This window comes from Halomonas alimentaria (assembly GCF_009902005.1).
Taxonomy (GTDB): domain Bacteria; phylum Pseudomonadota; class Gammaproteobacteria; order Pseudomonadales; family Halomonadaceae; genus Halomonas; species Halomonas alimentaria.
In genome coordinates this window covers 2,615,114-2,640,124 of record NZ_WUTT01000001.1, presented here as the reverse complement: position 1 = coordinate 2,640,124, position 25,011 = coordinate 2,615,114, and the positions used below count along the sequence as shown (strand labels likewise).

Sequence of the window (25,011 nt, the reverse complement as noted above, 5' to 3'; positions counted from 1 at the left end):
GCGGGTTCACACCACCATGGGGTTCTTGTGGATGCCGGAGACACCGGTCATGCCGGCCCAATGATCCCCACGACCTTCACGCCAACCGCTCATCCAGTATTCGCGAAGATTGACGTCCTGACTGGGACAGTCATCGCGGGAGCGACCTGAGACACCTGCCTTGTAGCCATGCGTATAGGCACGCTGGAAGCGATCACGTTTCTGTCGTTTCATTGGACTACCTCTTGATAAGGTATCTGACTGGCTCGGGGATTGTTGAAGCGGCCCGAGCCGTAACATGCCACCGGCCCAGAATCTGGAAAGGGCAGGCCCGATGACAGGAAACGCATGCGTGTTCTCAGTAGCTACTGTCCTATTGATAGCCCATCCCGATCCGGGTTGTCGACCACCGATTTGTAACAGCTCGTTCACCTGCCTGACATGGCACACATTTACCCTACTGCCTCGCGGTGATTGCCGATGAATCCGACCCCATCCACCTCTTCCCTTGAGCTATTGGTGACCTGCCCCCGCGGTCTCGAGGAACTGCTGGCCGAGGAGCTGGCAGCCCTTGGCGCCGCACCCGGCAAGAGCACCGTGGGGGCGGTGAATGCCCGGGCTGACCTGGCCTCGGCCTACCGGCTCTGCCTGTGGTCGCGCCTGGCCAACCGCGTCATCCTGTGCCTGGTCCGCGAGGAGGGCGTGAATACCCCCGACCAACTGCGCGAGGCGGTGGCCGCGGTGGCCTGGGAGCAGCACCTGCCGCTCGGTGCCAGCCTGGCGGTGGACTTCCATGGACGCAGCGAGGAGATCCGCCACACCCGCTTCGGTGCCCAGACGGTCAAGGATGGCGTGGTCGATCGCCTGCAGGCCCGGGAGTTGCCGCGCCCCTCGGTGGATCTCAAGCAGCCGGACTTGCGTCTCTACGCCAATCTCCACCGTGGTCGCCTGGTGGTGGGTATCGACCTCTCCGGCGAGAGCCTGCACCGTCGTGGCTATCGTCGCGACGTGGGGCACGCGCCGCTCAAGGAGAACCTGGCCGCGGCCCTGCTGGTGCGTGCCGGCTGGCCCGAGCTGGCCCGCCAGGGGGCGCCGCTGGTCGATCCGCTGTGTGGCGCCGGGACCCTGCTGATCGAGGCGGCACTGATGGCCGCCGACATGGCACCCAACCTGCCCCGGGAGCGCTTCGGCTTCCACGGCTGGGCGGGGCACGACGAGGCGGCATGGCGAGAGCTCCGGCGCGAGGCCGAGGCGCGGGCCAGCATCGGTCGCAAGCGCTGCCGTTCGCGGTTCTACGGTTTCGACCAGAGCCCGGCGGCGCTCTCCGCGGCCAAAGCCAATGCCATGCGTGCCGGCATCCCGGCGCTGATCGAGCTTCAGGGCGCGGGGCTCGCCGAGCTGGCCCGCCCGCAAGGGCTCGAGGAGGCGCCGGCGGGCCTGGTGATCACGAATCCGCCCTATGGCGAGCGACTCGGCGAGCTGCCGGAGCTGGTGACCCTCTACGCCCGGCTGGGCGAGCGGGTGCGCGCAGCCTTCCCTGGCTGGCGCCTGGCGGTGTTCACCGGCAACCCTGACCTTGGCCATCGCATCGGCCTGCGTGCCCACAAGCAGTATGCGCTGCGCAACGGCCCCCTGGAGACGAAGCTGCTGCTGATGGCGGTACCCGAGCGGGAGGGCGAGGAGACGGCCACGCCGCCGTCCCGCTCGGAGGGGGCGCAGATGTTCGCCAACCGGCTGGAGAAGAACCGCAAGCGGCTCAGGAAGTGGCTGAAGAAGAGCGGCGAGAGCTGCTACCGCCTCTACGATGCGGATATGCCGGAGTATGCGCTGGCGGTGGATGTCTATGCTGGCTGGGTGCATGTGCAGGAGTATGCGGCGCCGAAGTCGGTGGATGCCGGCCAGGCCCAGAAGCGGCTCTTCGAGGCGCTGGCGGTGATCCCCGAGGTGCTCGAGGTGGACTCCGCACGGGTCGTGGTCAAGCGACGCCAGCGCCAGAGCGGACGCGACCAGTACCAGAAGCAGGCCGCCACCGGCGAGCGCTTCGAGGTGCACGAGGGGCCGGCCAGGCTGTGGGTCAACCTGCGCGACTACCTGGATACCGGACTCTTCCTCGACCATCGCCCGGTACGCCGGATGCTCGGCGAGATGGCCGCCGGCAAGCGCTTCCTCAATCTGTTCTGCTACACCGGGGCGGCTACCGTGCAGGCGGCCCTGGGCAGCGGCAGCGCGGGTGGTGCGGTGGAGAGCGTCAGCGTCGACCTCTCCAACACCTACCTGCAGTGGGCCCGCGACAACTTTGCGCTCAACCGCCTCGATCCGGGGCGACATCGGGTGGTGCGTGACGACTGCCTGCGCTGGCTGGAGAGTGCCCGGGCCGAGTTCGACCTGATCTTCATGGACCCGCCGACCTTCTCCAACTCGAAGAAGATGGAGGATACCCTGGATATCCAGCGCGACCACGGCCGGCTGGTGCGCCTGGCCATGGCGCGCCTGGCACCCGGGGGAACCCTGGTGTTCTCCAATAACCAGCGGCGCTTCACGCTGGACGCCGACCTGGCGGAACACTATGCGGTGGAGGAGATCTCGGCGCGGACCTTCGACCCCGATTTCTCTCGGAATCCCGACCTGCACCACGTCTTCCTGATCCGCCACCGGGAGGGCCCGGCATGAGGCCTTCGACCCGCTCTCTGACATGCTCTCGGAATCCCGATCTGCACCACGTCTTCCTGATCCGCCACCAGGAATCACGGAAAGGGGGCGACGCATGATCCAGTTGACCCTCTACACCACCCTCGGCTGCCATCTCTGCACCCAGCTGGAGGCGTTGCTGGCACGGCTGTGCCACGAGCCGGTCGTCCTGGAGCGTGTGGAGATCAGCGAGGACGAGGGCCTGATGGCGCGCTACGGCGTGCGTATCCCGGTGCTAGCCGATGGCGAGGACGACGAGCTCGATCGCGGCTTCGAGCCCGAACGGCTCGCCGCCTGGCTGAAGGCCCGGGGCTGGCTGGATGAGGCGGCCTGGGCGTCACTCCTGCGCGAGCTTTCCGGCGCGGACGAGCCCCGGGAGGCGCGGCCGGCGACGGTGCGTGGCGGCAGGCGCTATCTGGGGTGACCCGACGTAGTCGGGAGCTGGAAGAGCGTCGCTTCGCTCCTGGAAGCTGGAAGCAACCCCTTGAGCGCGACGGTAATGGGCTATGTTGCCTTTCAGCTTTCAGCTTTCAGCTTTCAGCTTTCAGCTTACGGCTCGAGCAGCGACAGCTGGCTGACCGCCTCGCGACCCTCGGGGCTATGGTCCTCAACCTCCAGCACCTTGCGAAAGCCCCGGGAGGCCTGGATGGTGGCCTCGTCGGCCAGCCACATCATCGCCTGGTCGCGTTCGTCGGCCAGCTGGTGCTTGAGGCCGCCGAACTGGGTGCCGATCTGGCCCCAGGCGCGGCTGAAAATCCAGTCGCCGAACATGTCCTGATGGATGTGCACCAGCACATAGTCATGGTCGGTTTCCCAGCGAATGATCATGGTGACTCCCGCGTGCTGCTGTGTGCCGGCCTGGGCGGCGAAGTGGTAAGCTGGCGCCTATTGTAATGGCTTGCTGGGGGCGAACAACGTTCATGAAGATCCTCGTCGATGCCAATGTGCCTGCCGCCGATGCCTGCTTCGGGGCATTGGGGGAGGTGGTTCGCCGCCCGGGACGCGAGATCGCCCCCGGCGACCTGCGCGATGCCGATGCCCTGGTGGTGCGTTCGATCACCCGGGTCGATGCGGCGCTGCTCGCCGAGGCGCGGTGTCTGCGCTTCGTGGGCACCTGCACCATCGGTACCGACCATGTGGATACCCGGCTGCTGGCCGAACGCGGCATCGCCTTCGCCAGCGCCCCGGGCTGCAACGCCGAGGCGGTGGTCGACCATGTGCTGGTGAGCCTCGCGACCCTGGCCGAGCGCCAGGGCTGGCGGCTCGCCGAGCGGCGCGTGGGGGTGGTGGGCGCCGGCAACGTGGGCGGGCGGTTGCTGCACCGCCTCTCGGCCATGGGCATCGACTGCCTGGCCTGCGACCCGCCCAGGGTAGAGGCGGAGGACCTCGTTGCACCCGGCAGCGGTGCGCCTGCCGACTTCGTGGACCTGGATACCCTGATCGACGAGTGCGACGTGCTCTGCCTGCACACTCCGCTGGTGCGCGAGGGCCCCCATGCCACCCATCACCTGCTCGATGCCGAGCGCATCGCCGCCCTGGCCCCCGGGACGCTGCTGCTCAATGCCGGGCGCGGTGATTGCCTCGATGGCCAGGCGCTGCGTGCGCGCCTGGCGGGGCAGGGCGATATCTCCGCGGTGCTCGACGTGTGGGAGGGTGAGCCCGGCATCGACGCGGCGTTGCGCGACCTGGTCGAGCTCGCCACCCCGCATATCGCCGGCTACAGCCTCGACGGCAAGCTGCGCGGTACCCACCAGGTGACCCGGGCTCTATGCCGGGCGTTCGGCCTGCCGTGCCGCGTTAGCCTCGACGAGCTGCTGCCGGCGCCGCCGCTGGCCCGGCTCGAGCTTGGCCCGGGGCTCTCCACCGAGGAGGCCCTGCGTCTTGCCATGCGCGCCGTCTACGACCCGCGCCGCGACCACGACGCACTGCAACGCGAGAGTCGCCGCCAGGGCATGGCCGCCGGCTTCGATGCCTGCCGGGCGGCCTACCCGCTGCGCCGGGAGTTCGCCACCCTCGAGGTGGCGCTGCTGGAAGCGGAGGGGCAGATGGCGGGGTGGCTGACGGGGGCGGGATTTCGAGTCACCACCGCCTAGCCTGACGGGAGGAGTGGAAACGCAACGGGCCCGCCGATTGGCGGGCCCGTTGCGTGTGTCGCTCACGAGTCAATCGTTACTCGCGATAGGCCGCCTCCTTCAGCGCCCGGATGCGATCATCCAGGGGAGGGTGGCTGGCAAAGAGTTTCTCCACCAGTGAGCGAGTCTGGCCCTTGGTGATGGCCATGGCACGCAGGGTGTCGGGCATCTGGTCGGGCAGCTCGGTCTCGGCCTTGAGGCGGGCGAGGGCATTGATCATGGCCCCGGAGCCGGCCAGCTTGGCACCGGCGGCGTCGGCGCGATACTCGCGGAAGCGCGAGAACCAGGCGACGATGGCCGAGGCGGCAATGCCGAAGACGATCTCGGCCACCATGACCACCGCGAAGTAGCCCATGAAGCCCAGGCCGCCCTCGCCGTCACTACGGGCGCGCAGGAACTGGTCGACCAGCTGGGCCACTACCCGGGCGAAGAACATCACGAAGGTGTTCACCACGCCCTGGATCAATGCCAGGGTGACCATGTCACCGTTGGCCACGTGGCCGATCTCGTGGGCCAGCACCGCGCGCACCTCCTCGGGGCGCATGCGGTTGAGCAGGCCGGCGGAGACCGCCACCAGGGCGTCATCCTTGTTCCAGCCGGTGGCGAAGGCATTGGACTGCTGGGCCGGGAAGATGCCGACCTCCGGGGTCTTGATTCCGGCATCCCGGGCCAGCTCCGCCACGGTCTCCACCAGCCACTTCTCGGTGGCATTTGACGGTGTCTCGATCACCACGGTGCCGGTGCTGCGCTTGGCCATCCACTTGGAGATGAACAGCGAGATCATCGAGCCGGCCATGCCGAAGATGAAGCAGAAGATCAGCAGGCTCTGGAAGTTGATCCCCTGGTCGCTCAGGTAGCTCTCCACGCCCAGCAGGCGCAGGGTGATGCTGGCCACCAGCAGTACCGCCAGGTTGGTGCCCAGGAAGAGCAGGATTCGCATCATGTCGGTGGATCTCCATCGATCATCGAAAGGGTGCCGCCCGTCGGGCGGCGTGGACAAGCTGTTGCTTAGATACGGCCAGGCACTGCGGGTTTCAAGCGCCGCTACTGACGGTAGCGCGACAGGAAGCGCGCGAAGCGGTCCAGGGCATCACCCAGCTGGTCGGCCCAGGGCAGGGTGACGATGCGCACATGGTCCGGCTCCGGCCAGTTGAAGGCGGTACCCTGCACCAGCAGGATCTTCTCCTGAAGCAGCAGGTCGAGCACCATCTGCTGGTCGTCCTGGATATTGAAGACCTTGGGGTCCAGGCGCGGGAAGGCGTAGAGCGCGCCCTTGGGCTTCACGCAGGAGACGCCGGGGATGGCGTTGAGCTTCTCATGGGTGATATCGCGCTGGGCCAGCAGGCGCCCGCCCGGCAGGATCAGGTCGTTGATCGACTGGTAGCCGCCGAGGGCGGTCTGGATCGCATGTTGCGCCGGCACGTTGGCACACAGGCGCATCGAGGCGAGCATGGTCAGCCCCTGGATGAAGTCGGCGGCGCGCTGCTTGGCGATATTGCCGGAGAGGATCATCCAGCCGGAGCGGAAGCCGGCGCAGCGGTAGCTCTTGGAGAGCCCGTTCATGGTCACCACCAGCTGGTCCTCGCCGGCAAGTGCCCCGGTGGAGACGTGCGCCACGTCGTCGTAGAGGATCTTGTCGTAGATCTCGTCGGAGAACACCACCAGGTCGTGCTGGCGGGCGATCTCGAGCAGCTCGCGCAGCACTTCCGGGGGGTAGACGGCGCCGGTGGGGTTGTTGGGGTTGATGATCACGATCGCCCGGGTGTGGGCGGTGATCTTGGAGCGGATGTCGTCCAGGTCCGGCGCCCAGTCGGCCTGTTCGTCGCAGCGGTAGTGGACGGCATGGCCACCGGCGAGGTTGGCCGCGGCGGTCCACAGCGGGTAGTCGGGGGCCGGGATCAGCACCTCGTCACCGTCGTTGAGCAGCGCCTGCAGCGCCATCACGATCAGCTCGGAGACACCGTTGCCGATGTAGATGTCCTCGATGCCGACGCCCGGGATCTCGCGGCGCTGGCACTCCTGCATGATCGCCTTGCGCGCCGAGTAGAGGCCCTTGGAGTCGCAGTAGCCCTGGGCGGTGGGCAGGTTGCGCATCACATCCTGGAGGATCTCCTCGGGGGCCTCGAAGCCGAACGGGGCGGGGTTGCCGATGTTGAGCTTGAGGATGCGCTGGCCTTCCTCCTCCAGGCGCTTGGCGTGGTCGAGCACCGGGCCGCGGATGTCGTAACAGACGTTGTGCAGCTTGTGCGATTTGCGGATCGGGGTGGTATCCATGTCGTTCGGTGTCCAGGTCGGCGAGGGCGATAGGATTATGCGTCGTGCGGGGGCTCGGCGTCATCGGCGCCATCCGGCTCGATGACCGGCTCCGGGGGAATGTCTGCCGGGGTCTCCAGGGTCAGGCGGCCGAGCTTGCCGTCGCGCAGCTCATGCAGCAGCACCTCGGCACCGCGATGCAGGTCCACCTCGCCGCCGGGGCGCAGGCCGCCACGCCGGCCGGCGATATCGGCCAGTATCGCGTGGCCGTCGAAACCGGCCACGGCCAGCAGGTCCACGCGCAGCGGGCCGTCGGCTTCGACCCGTGCGGCTTCCGGGTTGGCCTGGTAGCCGGGCAGCGCCTTGAGCTTGTAGCGGGCCTTGAGGGCCTCGGGGTAGCGGCGGGCCAGCTCGGCGGCGGCGACCACCGCCACGTCCACGTAGTCGATGGCGGTGTCGCGGATGGCTCCGCTGGCCGCCAGCCGGTAGGCGCTGGCCTGGTCCTCGATCTTGGGCCACAGCACCCCGGGGGTGTCGATCAGCGCCACGCGCCCGCCGATGCGCACCTTCTGCTGGCGCTTGGTCACCGCGGGCTCGTTGCCGGTCTTGGCGATGCTCTTGCCGGCCAGGCCGTTGATCAGGGTCGACTTGCCGACATTGGGTATGCCCATCACCATCACCCGCACGTCGCGGTCGGCGCGGACCGCCCCGGCGAGCTCGTGGCAGAGCTTGGGGATGCGCTTGAGCTCCCGGGCGTTGGTGGTGGTCACGGCGAGCGCGCGCATGTCGGGCTGGGCGTCGAAATAGGCCACCCACTCACGGGTGCGCTCCGGGTCGGCCAGGTCGGCCCGGGAGAGGATCTTGAGCACCGGCTTGTGGCGGGTGAGCTCGGCGAGCATGGGGTTGGCGCTGGAGTAGGGCAGGCGGGCGTCGAGCACCTCGATCACCACGTCGATCTCCGGCAGCGCCTCGGTAATCTGGCGCCGCGCCTTGTTCATGTGTCCCGGGTACCAGCCGAGCATGGACCTCTCCTGCCTTCAAAAGAATCGGCCGCCCATCTTAGCAGATGCGCGGCCGCGGCAGGATGGGATGTCTATTCGCCGGCGTGGAAGTCCAGCGCCACGGAGTTGATGCAGTAGCGCAGGCCGGTGGTGTCGGCGGGGCCGTCGGGGAAGACGTGGCCGAGGTGCGCATTGCAGCGCGCGCAGGTCACCTCGGTGCGGCGCATGCCGTGGGAGGTGTCGAGATGCTCTGCGACACAGGAGGGGGTCATGGGCCGGTCGAAGCTCGGCCAGCCACAACCGGCCTCGAACTTGTGCTCGTTCTCGAACAGCGGGGCGTTGCAGCAGACGCAGTGGTAGATGCCGTGCTCGTCGGTGACCCGGCAGTCGCCGCTGAAGGGCGGCTCGGTGCCCTTCTCGCGGGTGACGCGGTACTGCTCGGGGGTCAGCTGCTCGCGCCATTCGGCGTCGGGCTTGTCGATCTTCCAGGGCATGGCGGCTCTCCTTGTCGTCGGGGCAATGCTCCTATTGTGGCACGCACCGGGCATGGCGGGGGAGTCCTTGCCGCGGTAGCGGTCACGACGCCTCAACGCAGTTGCCCCCGGTAGAGTGCCGGGGGCGCGAGTCTCGGGGGGAGTCGAGGAGGGGGTCAGACGTTGAAGCGGAAGTGGATCACATCGCCGTCCTGGACGATGTACTCCTTGCCCTCCAGTCGCCACTTGCCGGCGTCCTTGGCACCCTGCTCGCCACCCAGCGTGACGAAGTCGTCGTAGGCGATGACCTCGGCGCGGATGAAGCCCTTCTGGAAGTCGGTGTGGATCACCCCGGCGGCCTCGGGGGCGGTGGCACCCACCTTCACGGTCCAGGCGCGCACCTCCTTCACCCCCGCGGTGAAGTAGGTCTGCAGGCCGAGCAGGGCGTAGCCGGCGCGGATCACGCGGTCGAGCCCCGGCTCCTGCATGCCCATCTCGTCGAGGAACATGGCACGCTCCTCGTCGTCGAGCTCGGCGATCTCGGCCTCGAGCTGGTTGCATACCGGCACCACCACGGCGCCTTCCTCGGCGGCGATCTCGTTGACCACGTCGAGATAGGGGTTCTCCTCGAAGCCATCCTCGTTGACGTTGGCGATGTACATGGTGGGCTTCAGCGTCAGGAAGCCGAACCCCTTGAGCTGGTGCTTTTCGTCGTCGTTCAGGCCGAAGCTGCGCAGCGGCAGGCCCTCGGCGAGATGGGGCTGGATGCGCTCGAGGATCGCCTTGGTGGCGATGGCCTCCTTGTCGCCGCCCTTGGCCACGCGCACCAGGCGCTGGATGGCGCGTTCCACGGTGTCGAGGTCGGCCAGTGCGAGTTCCATGTTGATGATCTCGATATCCGCCCGCGGATCGACCTGGTTGGCGACGTGGATCACGTTGTCGTTGTCGAAGCAGCGCACCACATGGGCGATGGCCTGGGTCTCGCGGATATTGGCCAGGAACTTGTTGCCGAGTCCCTCGCCCTTGGAGGCACCGGCGACCAGGCCGGCGATATCCACGAATTCCATGGTGGTGGGAAGCACCTTCTGGGGCTTGACGATCTCCGCCAGCTTGTCGAGACGCGGATCGGGCATCGGCACGATGCCGACGTTGGGCTCGATGGTGCAGAAGGGGAAGTTCTCGGCGTCGATGCCGGACTTGGTCAGGGCGTTGAAGAGGGTCGACTTGCCGACATTGGGCAGGCCGACGATACCGCAGTTGAAACCCATGGGAGTGTCCTGGAAAGCGTGTTCGCGAGTGGAAAGTGGCGACCATTCTACCCGACTGGAGGGCAAGCTATAAGCTGGAATAGCGCCGCTTCGCGGCTGGCTCTTCCGCCTCAGGCAGAGAAGCTGTGCAGCCGGTTCATGGCCTTGGCCCACTGACCGTCGAGGGCGTCGGGCAGGGTGGCCAGGCACTCGTCGATGGCAGCCTCGATGGCGATATGCTCGGCCTTGCCGGGGCGCCCGAGCACATAGTTCGTCACCTGGCGCGAGTCCCCGGGGTGACCGATGCCGAGGCGCAGGCGATGGAAGCCGCGTTCGTTGCCCAGGGCGCTGATGATGTCGCGCAGGCCGTTGTGGCCGCCGTGGCCGCCGCCGGTCTTGTAGCGCGCACTGCCCGGGGGCAGGTCCAGCTCGTCGTGGGCCACCAGCAGCTCATCCGGTGCCAGCTTGAAGAACTGGCAGAGTGCTGCCACCGCACCGCCGCTGCGGTTCATGAAGGTGGTGGGGTTGAGCAGGTGGAGGTCACGCCCCTCGAACTGGACCCTGGCATGCAGGCCCAGGAACTTGCGGTCCGCCCGCAGTTCGCCGCCGGCGCGGCGTGCCACCGCCTCCACCAGCCAGGCCCCGGCGTTATGACGGGTGGCTTCGTAGTCGGCACCGGGGTTGCCCAGGCCGATGATCGCTCTGACCTGACTCATGTTTCACCTCCAAAAAAAATCAAGCGCCGGGGCGCTTGATCATCAGCAGGAGGGCCGCGCCTGGCGCGGCCCCTGAGCGGGTGAGGATCACTCCTCGCCCTTCTCGCCCTCTTCCTCGTCCTCGGCGGCTTCGCCTTCGTCTTCCTCGGCGCGCACCTTCGGCTTGGAGATGCTGAGCACGGCGTTGTCGTGGTCTTCACCATGGGTCAGGTCGACCAGGGTGACACCGGCCGGCAGGCTCAGGTCGGAGAGGTGCAGGGTGGTGCCCAGCTCGACCTCGGAGATGTCGACTTCCAGGTAGTCGGGCAGGTCCTTGGGCAGGCAGCTCACCTGGACTTCGTTGGCCAGCACGTGCAGCTCGCCGTCCTGGTCCTTGATGCCCTTGCACTTGTCCTCGCCCACCACGTGCAGCGGCACGTTCAGGGTGATCTCGTGGGTAGCATCCACACGCAGGAAGTCAGCGTGGGTGACCAGCTGCTTGAAGGGGTGACGCTGCAGGTCACGAACCACTACCTGCTCGCTCTTGCCGTCGACCACCAGGTTGAGGATGGAGGAGAAGAAGGACTCTTCCTCGATCGCCTTGTAGAAGGCGGACTTCTCGACGGCGATCGGCTGGGGCTCCTTCTCACCACCGTAGATGATGGCGGGAACCTGCTCGTTCGCACGACGCAGGCGGCGGCTCGCACCTTTCCCCAGGTCGTTACGAACACTGGCGTTGAGAGTAAAATCGGACATGGAATTGCCTCTTGCTTGAAGTAGGAAAGCGTCAGGGACCGCGACCAGAGCCCTGACGCTTCCGGATGCCCCGAAGGGCGCTTTCCGGCGCCTGTTGCCGAGGTTGCCCTCAGTGGAACATGGCGCTGACGGATTCCTCGTTGCTCACCCGACGGATCGCCTCGGCAATCAGCCCGGCCACGCTCAGCTGGCGGATCCTGCCGCTGCGACGTGCGGGTTCGGAGAGCGGAATGGTATCGGTGACCACCACCTCGTCGAGTACCGAGCCGATGATATTGTCGACCGCCGGGCCCGAGAGGATGGGGTGGGTGGCGTAGGCCACCACACGCTCGGCGCCGTGGTCCTTGAGCGCTTCGCCGGCCTTGCACAGGGTGCCGGCGGTGTCGATCATGTCGTCCACCACCACGCAGTTGCGACCCTCGATCTCGCCGATGATGTGCATCACCTGGGCCTGGTTGGCCGCGGGGCGACGCTTGTCGATGATGGCGAGGTCGGCGTTGAGCTGCTTGGCGATGGCACGGGCGCGCACCACGCCGCCCACGTCGGGGGAGACCACCACCAGGTTCTCGTAGTTCTGGCGCTCGATGTCGTCGAGCAGGATCGGCGAGCCGTAGACGTTGTCCACCGGCACGTCGAAGAAGCCCTGGATCTGGTCGGCGTGGAGGTCCATGGTCATCACCCGGTCGACGCCGGCCTTGACCATCATGTCGGCGACGATCTTGGCCGAGATCGGCACGCGGGCGGAGCGTACGCGGCGGTCCTGACGGGCATAGCCGAAGTAGGGCACCACGGCGGTGATCCGCGATGCAGAGGCCCGGCGCAGGGCATCTATCATCAGGATCAGCTCCATCAGGTTGTCATTGGTCGGCGCACAGGTGGACTGCAGGACGAAGACATCCTTGCCGCGTACGTTCTCATTGATCTCTACCGCGATCTCGCCGTCGCTGAACTGACCGACCGTGGCGTTGCCCTGGCGGGTGTCCAGACTCTCGGCGATCTTGCGGGCGAGTTCGGGATTGGCGTTCCCGGCGAAAACCATCAATTTTGACACGCGCGGCCACCTATGCAGTGTGTTGGGTCATCGGGGGGCGGATCGGGTGTGATCAGCGATCCAGAGCGTCATGCAGCGGAGAGCGATTCAGGCCGTGGGCCTTGAAGGCCTGCCAGCGGCCGTCGATCTCGGCCAGCAGCCGGTCGGCCTGCTTCTCGTCTGCCACGCTGGCGAAGATGCAGGCACCCGTGCCGGTCAGCATGGTCGGGGCTCGTCGCGCCAGCCAGTCCAGGGCTGCGGCTACCGGCGGATAGAGTGACCTGACCGTGGCCTCGCAGTCGTTGCGCCAGCTGGACGCTCCCCCCTGCAGGGCGCGCGCCATGGTAATCGGGGGGGTGTGGCGTGTCAATTCGGGGGCCCGGAATACCGCCGGGGTGGCCACCTCGATACCAGGGTGGACCACCACGAACCAGGGCGTGTCGAGATCCACCGGCGTGAGGCGCTCGCCGATCCCCTCGGCCCAGGCGGCGTGGCCGCGCACGAAGACCGGCACATCGGCGCCCAGCGCCAGGCCCAGTTCGGCGAGGCGGTCGAGCGACAGCCCCAGTCCCCAGAGGGCGTCGAGGCCGAGCAGGACGGTCGCGGCATCCGAGCTGCCACCGCCCAGGCCGCCACCCATGGGCAGGCGCTTCTCCAGGCGAATATCGGCGCCCACCCGGCAGCCACTCTCCGCCTGGAGCCGACGTGCCGCACGCACGATCAGGTTCTGGTCATGGGGCACGCCGGGAACCTCCGGCGTCAGCCGGATCTCGCCATCCTCGCGCCGGGTCAGGTGCAGGGTATCGCCATGATCGAGAAACTGGAACAGCGTCTGCAGCTCGTGGTAGCCGTCGGCGCGCCGCCCGGTGATGTGCAGCATGCGGTTGAGCTTGGCCGGGGCCGGCAAGGTCAGGCGCCGGCACGGGGCGGGCTGGGCGTCACTCATCGACGACGGGGCGCCAGTCGTTGACCACCAAGGTCACCCGCAGATCACCGTAGGTCATCACCAGGCGTCTCGGTAGCCACAGGCCGTCGGTATGGAGCCAGTCGCGGTAGTCGACCTTCCAGCCATCCTGTTCGAGGCGGGCCGGGAAGCCCAGTTCGTCCTCCTCGAGCCGATAGTCGCTGGCGTCGCCGGGCAGGCCGCGGATCCAGTCCGACAGTGCACCGAGCGGCAGCGACCAGCCGAGCTGTTGCTGCATCAGCGCCTCGGGGGTCTCGGCCTCGAAGCGCCCTTCGGAGGTGGTCAACGAGAACCGTCCCTCGCGGCCCTCAAGGGTAGTGCGGCCGCCGCCGAAGGGGCCACTGATCAGCAGGCGGTAGTAGTGGGGGTGCTGGCTCCAGTCGAGGTTGGCACTGGTGGAGTCCTCGGGGGTGCGCAGCCCGGCCTTGCCGGCCAGTTGCCAGGTATCCAGTGACTCGATGCGTGCCTCCTGGGCCTGCCACTGCCCCGCGGCCCGCTCCCCCTCGGGCAGCGGAGCCTGTCGGGCGCAGCCGGCGGCCAGGGCCATCAGCAGCAGGGCGGCGGTGAGTCGAAGCGGGTGTCGGCGTCGCATGGCGGTCTCATGGTCGGGTGGGCGTGTTATCGGGGAGCAATTTCCGGGATGCGTTGCAGCAGGTCGTCGATCAGCGGATGTTCGTCGAAGCGCTCGAGGGCCTCGCGGACACGTTCGCGGGCCTTCTCGCGGCGGTCCAGGGCCCACAGCACCTCGGCCAGGTGGGCGGCGATCTCCTGGTCGGGCATGACGCGATAGGCGCGCTCCAGCCATGGCAGGGCGCCTTGCGGGTCGCCCTCGCGGTAATGCACCCAGCCCAGGCTGTCGAGGATGGCGGGGTTGTCGGGCTCGAGGGCGTGGGCGCGCTCGACCAGTTCGCGGGCTTCCGCCAGGCGTGATGCGGGTCCCTGGTCGGCCAGGGTGTAGCCCAGGGCGTTGAGGGCCATGGCGTTGTCGGGGTTGCGCTCGATGATGCGCCCCAGGTCGCGCTCCATGCCCGCCAGGTCGCCAGCCTCCCAGGCGCGCATTCCACGCAGGTAGAGCAGCTGCTCGTCGTTGGGGGTGCGGGCCAGCTCGCGGTCGAGCAGGGCATCGGCGTCCTCGCCGAGACCCTCGCGGTCGAGCAGCTCGGCTTCCAGGGAGACCAGTTCGCTGAACCAGTCGTCGTGGCGCAGCCGCTCGTTGCGCAGGAAGGTGCGTGCGTCATCCAGCCGGTCGTCCTCGACCAGCATCTCGGCGGCCCGCAGCCGGCTGAGCAGGAAGCCCTGCTCCAGGGGTACCTGGCGGTAATAAAGCAGGGCGTTGTCGATCTCGCCCTCGGCGCGGGCGATATCGCCGAGCAGCAGGAAGGCATCGGCGGGGGCCTCGGGGGACTCCACCAGCGGCAGCAGTAGGCGCCGTGCCGGCTCGTGGTGCCCTTCGTCAAGGTAGAGGCGGGCCAGGCCGATGGTCAGCGCGGCATCGCCGGTATGCTCCTCGAGCAGGGCGTCGGTCTGCGCCTCGGCGGCCGCGACGTTACCCAGGCGCAGCTCACTCTGGGCCAGCAGCAGGATGAAGCGGGCGTCGCCAGGCGAGACCTCGAGGCCGCGGCGTGCGGCGCTGCGGGCGGCACGCGGGTCGTCCGCCTCCTGGGCCAACCGGGCACGGGTCAGCCACAGCGCCGGCAGCTCCGGAGCCCGGGCTCCGAGTCGCTCCAGGCGTCGTTCGGCGGCATCCGTCTCGCCGACGGCTACCTCGAGCATAGCGGTGGCGAGCTCGGCGTCATGGCGGCGGGCATCCTCAGGCGCCGTGGCCAGGTAGTCGCGCAGCCTGGACAGCAGCGGGGCAGCGTCGGCGTTGGCTGCCAGGGCGGATTCGACCAGCGGCGAGATCTCGCTGTCGCCGCCCTCCCGAACCAGTGCCAGCCGCTGGCGCAGCGCTTCGTCCCAGTCGCCGCGCTGCACGGCGAGGCCGGCCAGCAGCCGGGCCGGCGCGGGGCTGCCGGGAGCCAGCCCCTGCCACTCCCGGGCGGCTCGGTCGAGCAGCTCGGGTTCGTTGCCGAAGCTCGCGGCCAGTGCCGCCCGCTCCGCCAGGCCGGCGCTGCGGTAGCGTTGGCTTGCGGTAAGATAGCCCTCGGCCGCACGTCGGTAATCACCGCGCTGGCCGGCCAGCTCCGCGGTGATCAGCCCGGCCAGGCCTTCGGCGTCGAGGCCGCGCTCGATGGGCGGGGCACCGGCCAGCGGGTCCTCCATCAGTGAGGCCTCGTCGTCGGCGAGCGGCCACGCCTGGCAGCCGGCCAGCATCAGGGCCAGTGCCGGCATCGCCAGAGGCAGGGGTAACAGGGAAAGCGGGGCGCGGGCCATGGGGGTCTCGCTTGCGGTGCGGTGGCCTCAGCATAACGGCTCGGCCGGCGTGGGCAAAGGCAAGCGGTGGGGTGCGCCCTTCGCCTGTCGGCTGTGATAGAATCCTCGCGCCTCGATCGCGAGGCCGTAATGGCCGCACACCCCACGTTCAAGATGCCCGACGCATGACGCTGCTTGCCCTTGGAATCAATCACCGAACCGCCACCGTGGAGGTGCGCGAGCAGGTGGCCTTCGACCCCGCCGAGCTGGATGCCGCGCTGGGCGAACTGCGTGGCCTGCCCGAGGTAAAGGAGGCGGCCGTCCTCTCCACCTGCAATCGCACCGAGCTCTACTGCGTGACCGAGCCCGAAGGGGAGGTGGCCATCCTGGACTGGCTGGGCCGCTTTCACGGCCTGCCGGTCGATGACCTCTCGAAGTGCGCCTATCACTACCTGGACAACGACGCCGCCCGCCACCTGATGCGGGTGGCGGTGGGGCTGGACTCCATGGTGCTGGGCGAGCCGCAGATCCTCGGCCAGCTCAAGGACGCCTACCAGGCCAGTCGCCTGGGGCGTGGCCTGGGCAAGGAACTGGAGTGCCTGTTCCAGCACACCTTCGCCGTGGCCAAGCAGGTGCGCACCGAGACCGGCATCGGCCGCAACCCGGTGTCGGTGGCCTATGCGGCGGTGAGCCTGGCCAGCCGCATCTTCGATGACTTCGGCCGCGCCCGGGCGCTGCTGATCGGCGCCGGCGAGACCATCGAGCTGGTGGCCCGCCACCTGGTGGAGGCGGGCGTCAGCCAGCTTACCGTGGCCAACCGCACCCGCGAGCGCGGCGAGCTTCTGGCCGCGCCACTGGGTGGCCGGGCGATCACCCTGGATGCCATCCCCGACGCCCTGGCCGATGCCGATATCGTCATCTCCTCCACCGCGGCGCCGCTGCCGATCCTCGGCAAGGGCATGGTGGAGCGGGCTCTGAAGAAGCGCCGTCACCGGCCGATCTTCATGGTCGATATTGCCGTGCCCCGGGACATCGAGCCCGAGGTGGGCCAGCTGGCCGACATCTTCCTGTATACGGTGGATGACCTTCAGGAGGTGATCGCGGAGAACCGCCGCCACCGCCAGGTGGCCGCCGACCAGGCGGAGTCGCTGATCGAGCACGGCGTGGGTGCCTGGCTGCATGACCGTCGCATCCGCAGCGGCGGCGAGCTGATCCATGACTACCGCTCCCGTGGCGAGGTGCAGCGCGACCACTCCCTGGAGCAGGCCCTGGCGCGGCTCGGTCGCGGCGAGGATCCCGAGGCCGTGGTGCGGCGCCTGGCCCATCAGCTCACCAACCGGCTGCTGCACGGCCCCACCGTGGCGCTGCGTGAGGCCGCTTCCGCAGAACGCCACGACCTGCTCGAGGCGGCCAGCGTGCTGCTGCTCGAGGCGACCCCCGACAAGACCCGATAGGACCGATTCATGAAAGCTTCCCTGCGTGCGCGTCTCGACGCCTTCGGCGAGCGCTTCGAGGAGCTCGCCGCCCTGCTGGCGGAGCCCGAGGTGATCGGCGACCAGGCCCGCTTCCGCGACTACTCCCGTGAATATGCCGAGCTCGAGTCCCTGGTGGAGGCGTGGCGGGAATATCGCGCCGTGGAGAACGATATCGAGGACGCCGCACAGCTCGCCTCCGACAGTGACCCCGAGATGCGCGAGCTGGCCGAGCTCGAACTGGCCGAGAGTCGCGAGAAGCGTGACGCCCTGGAGGTGACCCTCAAGCGCCTGCTGGTGCCGAAAGACCCCGACGATGGCCGTGGCGTCTTCCTCGAGGTGCGCGCCGGTACCGGTGGCGACGAGGCGGCGCTGTTCGCCGGCGACCTGTTCCGCATGTACTCCCGCTACGCCGAGAAGCACGGCTGGAAGGTGGAGGTGATCAGCGCCAGCCACGGCGAGCAGGGCGGCTACAAGGAGGTCATCGCGCGCATCAAGGGCGAGGGGGCCTACGCCCGGCTCAAGTTCGAGTCCGGCGCCCACCGCGTGCAGCGCGTGCCGGCCACCGAGTCCCAGGGGCGCATCCACACCTCCGCCTGCACCGTGGCGGTGATGCCCGAGGTGGAGGCGGTGGGCGACATCGACCTCGACCCGGGCGACCTGCGCGTGGACACCTTCCGCTCCAGCGGCGCCGGCGGCCAGCACGTCAACACCACCGACTCCGCCATCCGCATCACCCACCTGCCCAGTGGCGTGGTGGTGGAGTGCCAGGAGGAGCGCAGCCAGCACAAGAACCGCGCCAAGGCGATGTCGCTGCTCGCCGCCCGCCTCAAGCAGCACGCCGTGGACAGCCAGCGCCAGCAGCAGGCCGATACCCGGCGCTCCCTGGTGGGCTCCGGGGATCGCAGCGAGCGCATCCGCACCTACAACTTTCCCCAGGGGAGGGTCACCGACCACCGCATCAACCTCACCCTCTACAAGCTCGCCGAAGTGATCGGCGGCGAACACCTCGATGAAGTGATCGAGCCGCTGATCCACGAGTATCAGGCCGAACAGCTCGCCGCCCTGCAGCAGGAGGCCTGAGGTGGCGGGCGGAAGAGTGACCCTCGACGCCCTGCTGGCCGAGGCCACGGCGAGTCTGGTTGCGGCGGGCTCGCCGTCGGCCCGCCTCGATGCCGAGGTACTGCTCTGCCATGTGCTGGGTGTCGAGCGCACCTGGCTCTACACCTGGGGCGACCGCGACGCCGACGGCGAGGCGACTGGGCGCTTTCGGGCGCTGCTGGCGCGCCGCATGGCGGGAGAGCCGGTGGCCTATCTCACCGGCGAGCGCGAGTTCTGGGGGCTTACCCTGGCCACCGACCCCAGCACCCTGATTCCGCGCCCCGATACCGAGACCCTGGTCGAGGCGGCGCTGGCCCTGGCCACGACGTCTGGCGGGCGGCTGCTCGACCTGGGCACCGGCAGCGGCGCCATCGCCCTGGCGTTTGCCAGTGAACGCCCCGGCTGGCGCGTGCTGGGCCTGGATATCCGCCCCGAGGCGGTGTCCCTGGCGCGACAAAATGCCGCGCGTCACGCCCTGGCCAACGCCGTGTTCGACGAGAGCGACTGGTTCGCCGCCCTGGCCGGGCAGGGCGAGGATGCCCGCTTCGACCTGGTGGTCTCCAATCCCCCCTATATCGCCGCGGACGACCCGCACCTGGCCGAGGGCGACGTGCGCTTCGAGCCGCGCTCGGCGCTGGTGGCCGGTGGCGAGGGCCTGGCCGACCTGCGCCACCTGGTGGCGGCGGCACGCGAGCACCTGCTGCCCGGCGGCTGGCTGCTGCTGGAGCATGGCTTTCGCCAGGCCGAGGCGGTGCGCGAGGCACTGGTGGAGGCGGGCTACGCCGAGGTGGCCAGCCGCCGCGACCTCGCCGGCCATGAGCGCATCAGCCTGGGGCGTCACCCGGCGTGAGTCAGGCCACAGAGCAATCGCAGTTGCAGAAACCAAGGGGCGCTGGTGACAAGCCGTAGAGGAGGTCCTACGCCAGGGATGGCGTCGGTAGCGCCCAGGGAGGGGTTCACAGCGCCTCCTCGAAGGCTTGTCGCCAGATCAGCCCCGAGCGACAAGTCATCTGCGATAGCCCTGAGTCAGACCAAGCGTTGATAGCCGTGGATGCGAGGCTGTGGTACACCTTCGGCAGATGATATTTCCGTCAGCTGCCGTAATGCAGGGTGATTAGCAGTCGATTCTGCTGTTGCGGCGGCGCTCATGACTCTTCCGACCGGTGCCACCCATTACAATGAAAGCCAAGTCCCGCTCCCTCGACCGCATCGACCTCAAGATCCTGCGCTGCCTGCAGGAGAACGCGCGTATCTCCTACGTCGACCTCGCCAGCCAGGTGGGACTCTCCACCACCCCCTGCCTTGAGCGGGTCAAGCGCCTGGAGCGCGCAGGGGTGATTCGCGGCTACCGTGCCGTGCTCGATCCCCGGGCGCTCAAGGCCAACCTGCTGGTGTTCGTGGAGATCAGCCTGGAGACCCAGTCGCCGGCGGTGTTCGACGAGTTTCGCCGCGCCGTGGCGCGCCTGCCCCAGATCCAGGAGTGCCATCTGGTCTCGGGGCAGTTCGACTACATCCTCAAGTGCCGCATTCCCGAGATGTCTGCCTATCGTCAGCTGCTCGGCGACGTGGTGCTGACCCTGCCGGGGGTCAAGGAGTCCAAGAGCTACGTGGTGATGGAGGAGGTCAAGGAGGAGTTCTCCCTCCACGTGCCCGATATCGAGGAGTTCGACAGCAAGTGAGTCACGCCATGAACGACCGCGACCTGCTGCGCTACAGCCGCCAGATCATGCTCGAGGCCATCGACATCGAGGGCCAGGAGCGCCTGCTTGCCGGCCACGCCCTGGTGGTCGGCGCCGGTGGCCTGGGGTCGCCGGTGGCCCTCTACCTGGCCGCCGCCGGTGTCGGGCGGCTGACCCTGGCCGATGCCGACGAGGTCGAGCTCTCCAACCTGCAGCGCCAGATCGCCCACGGCGAGGCGGACCTGGGGCGCAACAAGGCCGAGTCGGCCCGCGAGGCGGCGCAGGCGCTCAACCCGGGGTGTCGCATCGAGACGTGTACGACGCATCTGGAGGGCGAGAGCATGGCCACGGCGGTGGCCGCCGCCGACGTGGTGCTCGACTGCACCGACCGCTTCTCCAGCCGTTACGCCATCAACGCCGCCTGCCACGCGGCCGGGGTGCCGCTGGTCTCGGGCGCGGCGATCCGCTTCTCGGGCCAGCTGGCGGTGTTCGACCCCCGCGATCCCGACTGCCCCTGCTACGCCTGTCTCTATCCCCCGGATGGCCAGGGCGACGCGGCGCTCTCCTGCGCCGAGAGCGGCGTGGTGGCGCCTCTGGTGGGGCTGATCGGCAGCTTCCAGGCACTGGAGGCGATCAAGCTGCTCAGCGGTGCGGGCACCCCCCATCGGGGGCTCTCCACCTTCGACGGCCTGAGCGGCGAGTGGCGCCGCTTCGGCGTGCCGCGGGATCCTGCCTGCGTCACCTGTGGCAATCCCGTGACGGTATCGTGATCGTGATTTCTTGACGTTTGGCGCGCCGCGCCGAGCGCCTGCACGATCGCGACGTACGGCCCTTCATGGCGCAGTAGCGATGCCAGGGCCGGTTGCCTGGGCGTCCGGGAAAGGGGGCTGTGGTGGTTGGGCGTTGTTATTGAATACTTGACATGCACGCGTCGCCTGGTGTCAAACTGATTCCCAGCAGCACCCGTCTTCACAACAACGACAATGGCCACCGGCGCCCAGCGCCCAACCCCGGGGAGCCCGCATGACCGACCACGCCGCACCGCCGAACTCCTGGTACCGCGACTCCATCGCCGTCGACCTCGGCGCCTGTCCGCCCCTCGAGGGCGAGGTACGCGCCGATGTCTGCGTGGTGGGGGGCGGCATCACCGGCTCCTCGGCAGCGCTGGAGCTGGCCGAACGCGGCTACTCGGTGGTGCTGCTGGAGGCCGGCGAGATCGGCTACGGCGCCTCGGGGCGCAGCGGCGGGCAGATCCTGCCGGGGCTGGGCACCGACATGGCCACCGTGGAGAAGGCCCTGGGGCGTGAGCGGGCCCGCGACATCTGGCAGCTCAGTCGCGAGGCGGTTCGCCTGACCGCCGAGCGTGTCGAGCGCCACGCCATCCCCTGCGACCTGCAGTGGGGCTACCTGCATGCGGCGGTCAAGCCGCGCCATGTGCGCGAGCTGGCCGAGCACCGCGAGCGCATGGCCCGGGACTATGACTACCATGATCTCGAGATGCTCGAGGGCGATGCACTGCGTGAACGGGTGGTCACCGACGCCTACCCGGCCGCCCTGCACGAGTCCGCTGCCGGGCATCTGCACCCGCTCAACTACACCCTGGGGCTGGCCCGCGCCGCCCGCGAGGCCGGGGTGGTCATCCACGAGCAGAGCGCCGCCGTGGCCATCGAGCGTGGCCAGCCGGCCAGCGTGCGTACCGCCGCCGGGCGGGTCACCGCCGATTTCGTGGTGCTGGGCACCAACGCCTACCAGGCGGGGCTGGTGCCGGAAATGGGGGGGCGGGTGATGCGTGCCGCCAACTACATGATCGCCACCGCCCCGCTCAGCGAGGACCAGGCGGCGCAGGTACTGCCCCACAACGACGCCCTGTCGGATGCCAACTTCGTGCTCGACTACTACCGCCTCTCCGGTGATCGCCGCCTTATCTACGGCGGCGAGGTGAGCTACGACGGCCGCGAGCCCAAGGGCATCCAGGCGCGCATGGATGCCAAGATCGCGCGACTCTTCCCGGTGCTCGAGGGCATTTCCATCGACTATCGCTGGGGTGGCGACGTGGCCATCACGCTCAATCGTGCGCCGGACTTCGGCCGCCTCGGCGGCAATATCTACTATGCCCAGGGCTACTCCGGACACGGCATGGCCCTGGCGGGGCTGGCCGGGCGGCTGATGGCCGAGGCCATCGCCGGCCAGGCCGAACGTTTCGACGCCTTCGCCGCCATGCCTCATCGGCGCTTCCCGGGGGGAGCCCTGTTGCGGACCCCACTGCTGGTACTGGCGACCACCTTCTACAAGCTGCGTGACCGGCTGTGACGGCCGGCGAGACACCAAAACAACAGAGAGCAACGCCATGAACGATACCCTGACCCTGGATGCCGCCGAGGCCTCGCGAGCCGAGGCCGCCGAGTCGACTCGCGAGGCCTCCTCCATCGAGATGCAGGGGCTGCACAAGCGCTTCGGGCGCGACACCGTGGCCCTGGACGGCGTCGCTCTGGTCATCGAGGCCGGCGAGTTCTTCACCCTGCTGGGCCCCTCCGGCTGCGGCAAGACCACCCTGCTGCGCATCCTCGCCGGGCTGGAGGAGGCCGATGACGGGCGCCTGGCCATCGGCGGCCGTGACGTCACCGAGGTGCCACCCCACAAGCGCAGCGTCAATACCGTGTTCCAGTCCTATGCGCTCTTCCCGCACCTGTCGGTGCGCGAGAACCTGGCCTTCGGCCTCAAGATGCGTGGCATGCCCCCCGGGGAGCGCGAGGCGCGGGTGGCGAAGATCGCCGAATTCATCAAGCTGGGCGACCTGGTGGACCGCCGCGTCGACCAGCTCTCCGGCGGCCAGCGCCAGCGCATCGCCCTGGCCCGGGCGCTGGTCAACGAGCCCGACGTGCTGCTGCTCGACGAGCCGCTCTCGGCGCTGGATGCCGGCCTGCGCAGCCAGCTGCAGGTGGAGCTGCTGCGGGTACAGAAGCGCCTGGGCATGACCTTCGTGTTCGTCACCCACGACCAGCAGGAGGCGATGGTGATGTCCGACCGCATCGCCGTGCTCAACGGCGGAGTGATCCAGCAGGTGGGCCCGCCCCGGGAGGTCTACGAGCACCCGGCCAACGCCTTCGTGGCGCGCTTCATGGGTCATGACAACCTCTACCCGATCAGTGCCCGCGACGGCGACCGCCTGACCACGTCGCTCGGCGAGCTTACCGCCGAAGCGGCCGGGGAGGGCGACCTGCTGCTGATCCGCCCCGAGACCCTGGACCTGCTCCCCGGCGAGCAGGCCGGCGAGAACCAGCTGCCGGCCACCGTCAGCGAGCGGCTCTACCGCGGCAGCCACGCCGAGTATCGCCTGGAGGTGGGCGAGACGACGCTGCAGGCCACGCTGAACAACCGCGGACGGCGCCTGCCCGAGGTGGGCGACCGGGTCACCGTCAAGGTGGCCCCGGAAGACCTGGTCACCCTGAGCGAATGAGGAGTTTCCCATGTCCTACGCCGGCGTGACCCCGACGGCCCGCAGCCGGGCCATGGTGCGCGAGAGTCGCCACCTGCTGTTTACCGTCGCCCCCGGGGCGACCTGGATCATCATCTTCCTGGTGTTGCCCAGCGCCTACCTGATGGGCGTGGCCTTCATGACCAATGGCCCCTACGGCCTGCCGGAGATGCCGCTGTCGCTGGAATCGTTCCGGCGCCTGGCGGGCTTCGGCTTCCTGGGCTGGAGCCCGGGCAACCTCTACACCCTGCTGCGCTCGTTGTGGCAGACCCTGGTCTCCACCGGCCTGGTGGTGATCGTTGCCTACCCCATCGCCTACTACATCAGCACCTGTCGCGCGAAGTGGCGGCCGATCATGCTGCTGCTGGTGGTGGTACCCAGCTGGACCAACCAGGTGATCCGCACCTTCGGCTGGATGAACCTGCTGGCCCCGGGCACCCCGCTCTCCGGCCTGGCCGAGAGCCTGGGGTTGATCGCTCCCAACATGGGGCTCTACCCCTCCAACTTCGCGGTGACCCTGGGCCTGGTCTACAACTTCCTGCCCTTCATGGTGCTGCCGCTCTACGCCGCCTTCGAGAAGCTCGATACCGCCCAGGTGGAGGCCGCCCAGGACCTCTACGCCTCGCCCGTGCGCGCCTTCTGGCATGCGGTGTTCCCCCAGACCCTGCCGGGGCTGCTGGCCGGCATCGTGCTGGTGGCGATTCCCGCCTTCGGCATGTATGTAATCCCCGAGCTGCTGGGCGGCGGCAAGGGCATGATGCTCGGCAACCTGGTGGCCAACCAGTTCTCCGGTGGCGCCAACTGGCCGCTGGGGGCGGCCGGCGCGATCCTGATGCTGATCGCCACCTTCATCGGGCTCTACGCCATGCGTCGCATCGGCAAGCGCCTGGGTGGCGGCGAGGAGGTGGTGATATGAGAAAGCGCACGCTCAAGCGAGGCCTGACCGGCTTCTGGTGGTTCACCTTGGCCTTCCTCTACCTGCCGCTGGCGGTGGTGATGTTGTTCTCCTTCAACGCCTCCAACAGCGCGGCACGCTTTACCGGCTTCTCGCTGCGCTGGTACGAGCGGCTGCTGGGCAACGAGGAGATCCTCTCGGCCTTCGCCAACAGCATGGTGCTGGCCATCGTCTCCTCGGTGATCGCACTGGGCGTCGGCTGCCTGATCGGCTACGGCATGTACCGTCACCGGCATCGCAAGCTGGGCTGGCTGATCGTGCTGATCTACCTGCCCATCGTGCTGCCCGACATCGTCTTCGGCATCTCGGAGATGGCCTTCTTTGTGCAGATCCACCGCCTGACCGGGCTCTTCCAGCCGGGCCTGGGCACCATGATCATCGCCCACGTCACCTTCCAGATCCCCTTCGTGGCGCTGATCGTCTACTCGCGCTTCGTGGGTCTGGACCCGACGCTCTTCGAGGCGGCCAAGGATCTCTATGCCACGCCGGCCAAGCGGGTGATCCACTTCATGCTGCCGACCATCAAGCCGGCGCTGATCTCGGCCTTCTTCCTCTCCTTCACCCTGTCGGTGGATGACTTCGTGATCAGCTTCTTCACCGCGGGGCCGGAGAGCGCGACCCTGCCGATCTACATCTGGGGTGCGATCAAGAAGGGGGTGTCGCCCGAGATCAACGCCATCGCTACCCTGATGATCGGCGCGGTAGCCATCGCCGCCATCATCAGCCTGATGTTCAGCCGTCGCCGGCAGGCCTGAGCCG

At 68.4% G+C, this 25,011-nt stretch carries 25 protein-coding genes; 12 read left to right on the top strand and 13 right to left on the bottom strand.

The features are described 5' to 3' along the window. Positions 1-6: 6 nt before the first annotated feature. Complete coding sequence (gene rmf, locus GRB96_RS12515) at positions 7-213, bottom strand: ribosome modulation factor (RefSeq protein ID WP_161432451.1); 207 nt, start codon at positions 211-213, stop codon at positions 7-9. Between the two features lie 246 nt (positions 214-459). On the opposite strand from rmf, the gene rlmKL reads away from it, so the two are divergent. Both rlmKL and GRB96_RS12505 read left to right on the top strand, forming a co-directional pair. Further along, positions 460-2,649 (top strand): bifunctional 23S rRNA (guanine(2069)-N(7))-methyltransferase RlmK/23S rRNA (guanine(2445)-N(2))-methyltransferase RlmL, encoded by a 2,190-nt coding sequence (gene rlmKL / locus GRB96_RS12510; RefSeq protein ID WP_161432450.1) that lies wholly within the window; start codon positions 460-462, stop codon positions 2,647-2,649. A 94-nt stretch (positions 2,650-2,743) separates the two neighbouring features. After that, entirely contained in the window at positions 2,744-3,091 is a 348-nt protein-coding gene (locus tag GRB96_RS12505) for a glutaredoxin family protein (RefSeq protein WP_161432449.1), read from the top strand. Positions 3,092-3,216: 125 nt separating this feature from the next. On the opposite strand, the gene GRB96_RS12500 is transcribed toward GRB96_RS12505, so the two are convergent. Then, positions 3,217-3,495: a hypothetical protein gene (locus GRB96_RS12500; RefSeq protein WP_161432448.1), complete on the bottom strand. Its 279-nt coding sequence runs from the start codon at positions 3,493-3,495 to the stop codon at positions 3,217-3,219. Between the two features lie 92 nt (positions 3,496-3,587). On the opposite strand from GRB96_RS12500, the gene pdxB reads away from it, so the two are divergent. Continuing rightward, complete coding sequence (pdxB, locus tag GRB96_RS12495) at positions 3,588-4,760, top strand: 4-phosphoerythronate dehydrogenase PdxB (protein WP_161432447.1); 1,173 nt, start codon at positions 3,588-3,590, stop codon at positions 4,758-4,760. Between the two features lie 76 nt (positions 4,761-4,836). Here pdxB and htpX read toward each other — a convergent pair whose 3' ends face one another. The 11 genes from htpX to GRB96_RS12440 form a co-directional block, all read right to left on the bottom strand. Next, positions 4,837-5,742 (bottom strand): protease HtpX, encoded by a 906-nt coding sequence (htpX, locus tag GRB96_RS12490; protein WP_161432446.1) that lies wholly within the window; start codon positions 5,740-5,742, stop codon positions 4,837-4,839. Positions 5,743-5,843: 101 nt separating this feature from the next. Next, positions 5,844-7,073 (bottom strand): pyridoxal phosphate-dependent aminotransferase, encoded by a 1,230-nt coding sequence (locus tag GRB96_RS12485; protein WP_161432445.1) that lies wholly within the window; start codon positions 7,071-7,073, stop codon positions 5,844-5,846. A 35-nt stretch (positions 7,074-7,108) separates the two neighbouring features. Further along, positions 7,109-8,074: a ribosome biogenesis GTPase YlqF gene (gene ylqF / locus GRB96_RS12480; protein WP_161432444.1), complete on the bottom strand. Its 966-nt coding sequence runs from the start codon at positions 8,072-8,074 to the stop codon at positions 7,109-7,111. Between the two features lie 71 nt (positions 8,075-8,145). Then, the gene (msrB, locus tag GRB96_RS12475; RefSeq protein WP_161432443.1) at positions 8,146-8,547 is read right to left on the bottom strand and encodes a peptide-methionine (R)-S-oxide reductase MsrB; all 402 of its coding nucleotides are present in this window, start codon (positions 8,545-8,547) and stop codon (positions 8,146-8,148) included. Between the two features lie 155 nt (positions 8,548-8,702). After that, positions 8,703-9,794: a redox-regulated ATPase YchF gene (gene ychF, locus GRB96_RS12470; RefSeq protein ID WP_161432442.1), complete on the bottom strand. Its 1,092-nt coding sequence runs from the start codon at positions 9,792-9,794 to the stop codon at positions 8,703-8,705. Positions 9,795-9,904: 110 nt separating this feature from the next. Beyond that, positions 9,905-10,489: an aminoacyl-tRNA hydrolase gene (pth, locus tag GRB96_RS12465; protein WP_161432441.1), complete on the bottom strand. Its 585-nt coding sequence runs from the start codon at positions 10,487-10,489 to the stop codon at positions 9,905-9,907. 87 nt (positions 10,490-10,576) lie between these two features. Continuing rightward, positions 10,577-11,224 (bottom strand): 50S ribosomal protein L25/general stress protein Ctc, encoded by a 648-nt coding sequence (locus tag GRB96_RS12460; RefSeq protein WP_161432440.1) that lies wholly within the window; start codon positions 11,222-11,224, stop codon positions 10,577-10,579. Positions 11,225-11,333: 109 nt separating this feature from the next. Continuing rightward, positions 11,334-12,275, bottom strand: a complete 942-nt coding sequence (locus tag GRB96_RS12455; protein WP_232913569.1) for a ribose-phosphate pyrophosphokinase — start codon at positions 12,273-12,275, stop codon at positions 11,334-11,336. Positions 12,276-12,327: 52 nt separating this feature from the next. Continuing rightward, positions 12,328-13,200 (bottom strand): 4-(cytidine 5'-diphospho)-2-C-methyl-D-erythritol kinase, encoded by an 873-nt coding sequence (gene ispE, locus GRB96_RS12450; protein ID WP_161432439.1) that lies wholly within the window; start codon positions 13,198-13,200, stop codon positions 12,328-12,330. Then, entirely contained in the window at positions 13,193-13,810 is a 618-nt protein-coding gene (gene lolB, locus GRB96_RS12445) for a lipoprotein insertase outer membrane protein LolB (protein ID WP_161432438.1), read from the bottom strand. The genes ispE and lolB overlap by 8 nt, the downstream gene beginning before the upstream one ends. A gap of 26 nt (positions 13,811-13,836) precedes the next feature. Further along, complete coding sequence (locus tag GRB96_RS12440; RefSeq protein WP_240894164.1) at positions 13,837-15,591, bottom strand: tetratricopeptide repeat protein; 1,755 nt, start codon at positions 15,589-15,591, stop codon at positions 13,837-13,839. A gap of 164 nt (positions 15,592-15,755) precedes the next feature. On the opposite strand from GRB96_RS12440, the gene hemA reads away from it, so the two are divergent. The 9 genes from hemA to GRB96_RS12395 all read left to right on the top strand — a co-directional run bounded on the left by hemA (position 15,756) and on the right by GRB96_RS12395 (position 25,007). Further along, entirely contained in the window at positions 15,756-17,024 is a 1,269-nt protein-coding gene (gene hemA / locus GRB96_RS12435) for a glutamyl-tRNA reductase (protein WP_161432437.1), read from the top strand. Positions 17,025-17,033: 9 nt separating this feature from the next. Next, positions 17,034-18,125, top strand: a complete 1,092-nt coding sequence (prfA, locus tag GRB96_RS12430; RefSeq protein ID WP_161432436.1) for a peptide chain release factor 1 — start codon at positions 17,034-17,036, stop codon at positions 18,123-18,125. 16 nt (positions 18,126-18,141) lie between these two features. Beyond that, on the top strand, positions 18,142-18,993 hold the full coding sequence (gene prmC, locus GRB96_RS12425; protein WP_161433111.1) for a peptide chain release factor N(5)-glutamine methyltransferase: 852 nt from the start codon (positions 18,142-18,144) through the stop codon (positions 18,991-18,993). Between the two features lie 328 nt (positions 18,994-19,321). After that, positions 19,322-19,822: an Lrp/AsnC ligand binding domain-containing protein gene (locus GRB96_RS12420; RefSeq protein WP_161432435.1), complete on the top strand. Its 501-nt coding sequence runs from the start codon at positions 19,322-19,324 to the stop codon at positions 19,820-19,822. A gap of 8 nt (positions 19,823-19,830) precedes the next feature. Beyond that, a complete protein-coding gene (locus GRB96_RS12415) occupies positions 19,831-20,592 on the top strand; it encodes a HesA/MoeB/ThiF family protein (RefSeq protein ID WP_161433110.1) in 762 nt (253 codons plus the stop codon). 253 nt (positions 20,593-20,845) lie between these two features. Beyond that, positions 20,846-22,132, top strand: coding sequence for an NAD(P)/FAD-dependent oxidoreductase (locus GRB96_RS12410; RefSeq protein ID WP_161432434.1), 1,287 nt, complete (start codon positions 20,846-20,848; stop codon positions 22,130-22,132). A gap of 37 nt (positions 22,133-22,169) precedes the next feature. Next, positions 22,170-23,279, top strand: coding sequence for an ABC transporter ATP-binding protein (locus GRB96_RS12405; RefSeq protein WP_161432433.1), 1,110 nt, complete (start codon positions 22,170-22,172; stop codon positions 23,277-23,279). 10 nt (positions 23,280-23,289) lie between these two features. Then, positions 23,290-24,213, top strand: coding sequence for an ABC transporter permease (locus GRB96_RS12400; RefSeq protein WP_161432432.1), 924 nt, complete (start codon positions 23,290-23,292; stop codon positions 24,211-24,213). After that, positions 24,210-25,007, top strand: coding sequence for an ABC transporter permease (locus GRB96_RS12395; protein WP_161432431.1), 798 nt, complete (start codon positions 24,210-24,212; stop codon positions 25,005-25,007). Before GRB96_RS12400 ends, GRB96_RS12395 begins: the two co-directional genes overlap by 4 nt. Positions 25,008-25,011 lie beyond the last annotated feature (4 nt).

Excerpts from the sequence above, each read along its gene's own strand:
- ylqF (WP_161432444.1), bottom strand. The coding sequence starts at position 8,074 with ATGCTCGGCTGGTACCCGGGACACATGAACAAGGCGCGGCGCCAGATT.
- hemA (WP_161432437.1), top strand. The coding sequence starts at position 15,756 with ATGACGCTGCTTGCCCTTGGAATCAATCACCGAACCGCCACCGTGGAG.
- GRB96_RS12460 (WP_161432440.1), bottom strand. The coding sequence starts at position 11,224 with ATGTCCGATTTTACTCTCAACGCCAGTGTTCGTAACGACCTGGGGAAA.
- GRB96_RS12405 (WP_161432433.1), top strand. The coding sequence starts at position 22,170 with ATGAACGATACCCTGACCCTGGATGCCGCCGAGGCCTCGCGAGCCGAG.
- GRB96_RS12410 (WP_161432434.1), top strand. The coding sequence starts at position 20,846 with ATGACCGACCACGCCGCACCGCCGAACTCCTGGTACCGCGACTCCATC.
- GRB96_RS12420 (WP_161432435.1), top strand. The coding sequence starts at position 19,322 with ATGAAAGCCAAGTCCCGCTCCCTCGACCGCATCGACCTCAAGATCCTG.
- ispE (WP_161432439.1), bottom strand. The coding sequence starts at position 13,200 with ATGAGTGACGCCCAGCCCGCCCCGTGCCGGCGCCTGACCTTGCCGGCC.
- lolB (WP_161432438.1), bottom strand. The coding sequence starts at position 13,810 with ATGCGACGCCGACACCCGCTTCGACTCACCGCCGCCCTGCTGCTGATG.
- GRB96_RS12415 (WP_161433110.1), top strand. The coding sequence starts at position 19,831 with ATGAACGACCGCGACCTGCTGCGCTACAGCCGCCAGATCATGCTCGAG.
- GRB96_RS12485 (WP_161432445.1), bottom strand. The coding sequence starts at position 7,073 with ATGGATACCACCCCGATCCGCAAATCGCACAAGCTGCACAACGTCTGT.
- prfA (WP_161432436.1), top strand. The coding sequence starts at position 17,034 with ATGAAAGCTTCCCTGCGTGCGCGTCTCGACGCCTTCGGCGAGCGCTTC.
- GRB96_RS12505 (WP_161432449.1), top strand. The coding sequence starts at position 2,744 with ATGATCCAGTTGACCCTCTACACCACCCTCGGCTGCCATCTCTGCACC.
- rmf (WP_161432451.1), bottom strand. The coding sequence starts at position 213 with ATGAAACGACAGAAACGTGATCGCTTCCAGCGTGCCTATACGCATGGC.
- htpX (WP_161432446.1), bottom strand. The coding sequence starts at position 5,742 with ATGATGCGAATCCTGCTCTTCCTGGGCACCAACCTGGCGGTACTGCTG.
- rlmKL (WP_161432450.1), top strand. The coding sequence starts at position 460 with ATGAATCCGACCCCATCCACCTCTTCCCTTGAGCTATTGGTGACCTGC.
- pdxB (WP_161432447.1), top strand. The coding sequence starts at position 3,588 with ATGAAGATCCTCGTCGATGCCAATGTGCCTGCCGCCGATGCCTGCTTC.
- ychF (WP_161432442.1), bottom strand. The coding sequence starts at position 9,794 with ATGGGTTTCAACTGCGGTATCGTCGGCCTGCCCAATGTCGGCAAGTCG.
- pth (WP_161432441.1), bottom strand. The coding sequence starts at position 10,489 with ATGAGTCAGGTCAGAGCGATCATCGGCCTGGGCAACCCCGGTGCCGAC.
- msrB (WP_161432443.1), bottom strand. The coding sequence starts at position 8,547 with ATGCCCTGGAAGATCGACAAGCCCGACGCCGAATGGCGCGAGCAGCTG.
- GRB96_RS12500 (WP_161432448.1), bottom strand. The coding sequence starts at position 3,495 with ATGATCATTCGCTGGGAAACCGACCATGACTATGTGCTGGTGCACATC.
- GRB96_RS12440 (WP_240894164.1), bottom strand. The coding sequence starts at position 15,591 with ATGGCCCGCGCCCCGCTTTCCCTGTTACCCCTGCCTCTGGCGATGCCG.
- GRB96_RS12400 (WP_161432432.1), top strand. The coding sequence starts at position 23,290 with ATGTCCTACGCCGGCGTGACCCCGACGGCCCGCAGCCGGGCCATGGTG.
- GRB96_RS12395 (WP_161432431.1), top strand. The coding sequence starts at position 24,210 with ATGAGAAAGCGCACGCTCAAGCGAGGCCTGACCGGCTTCTGGTGGTTC.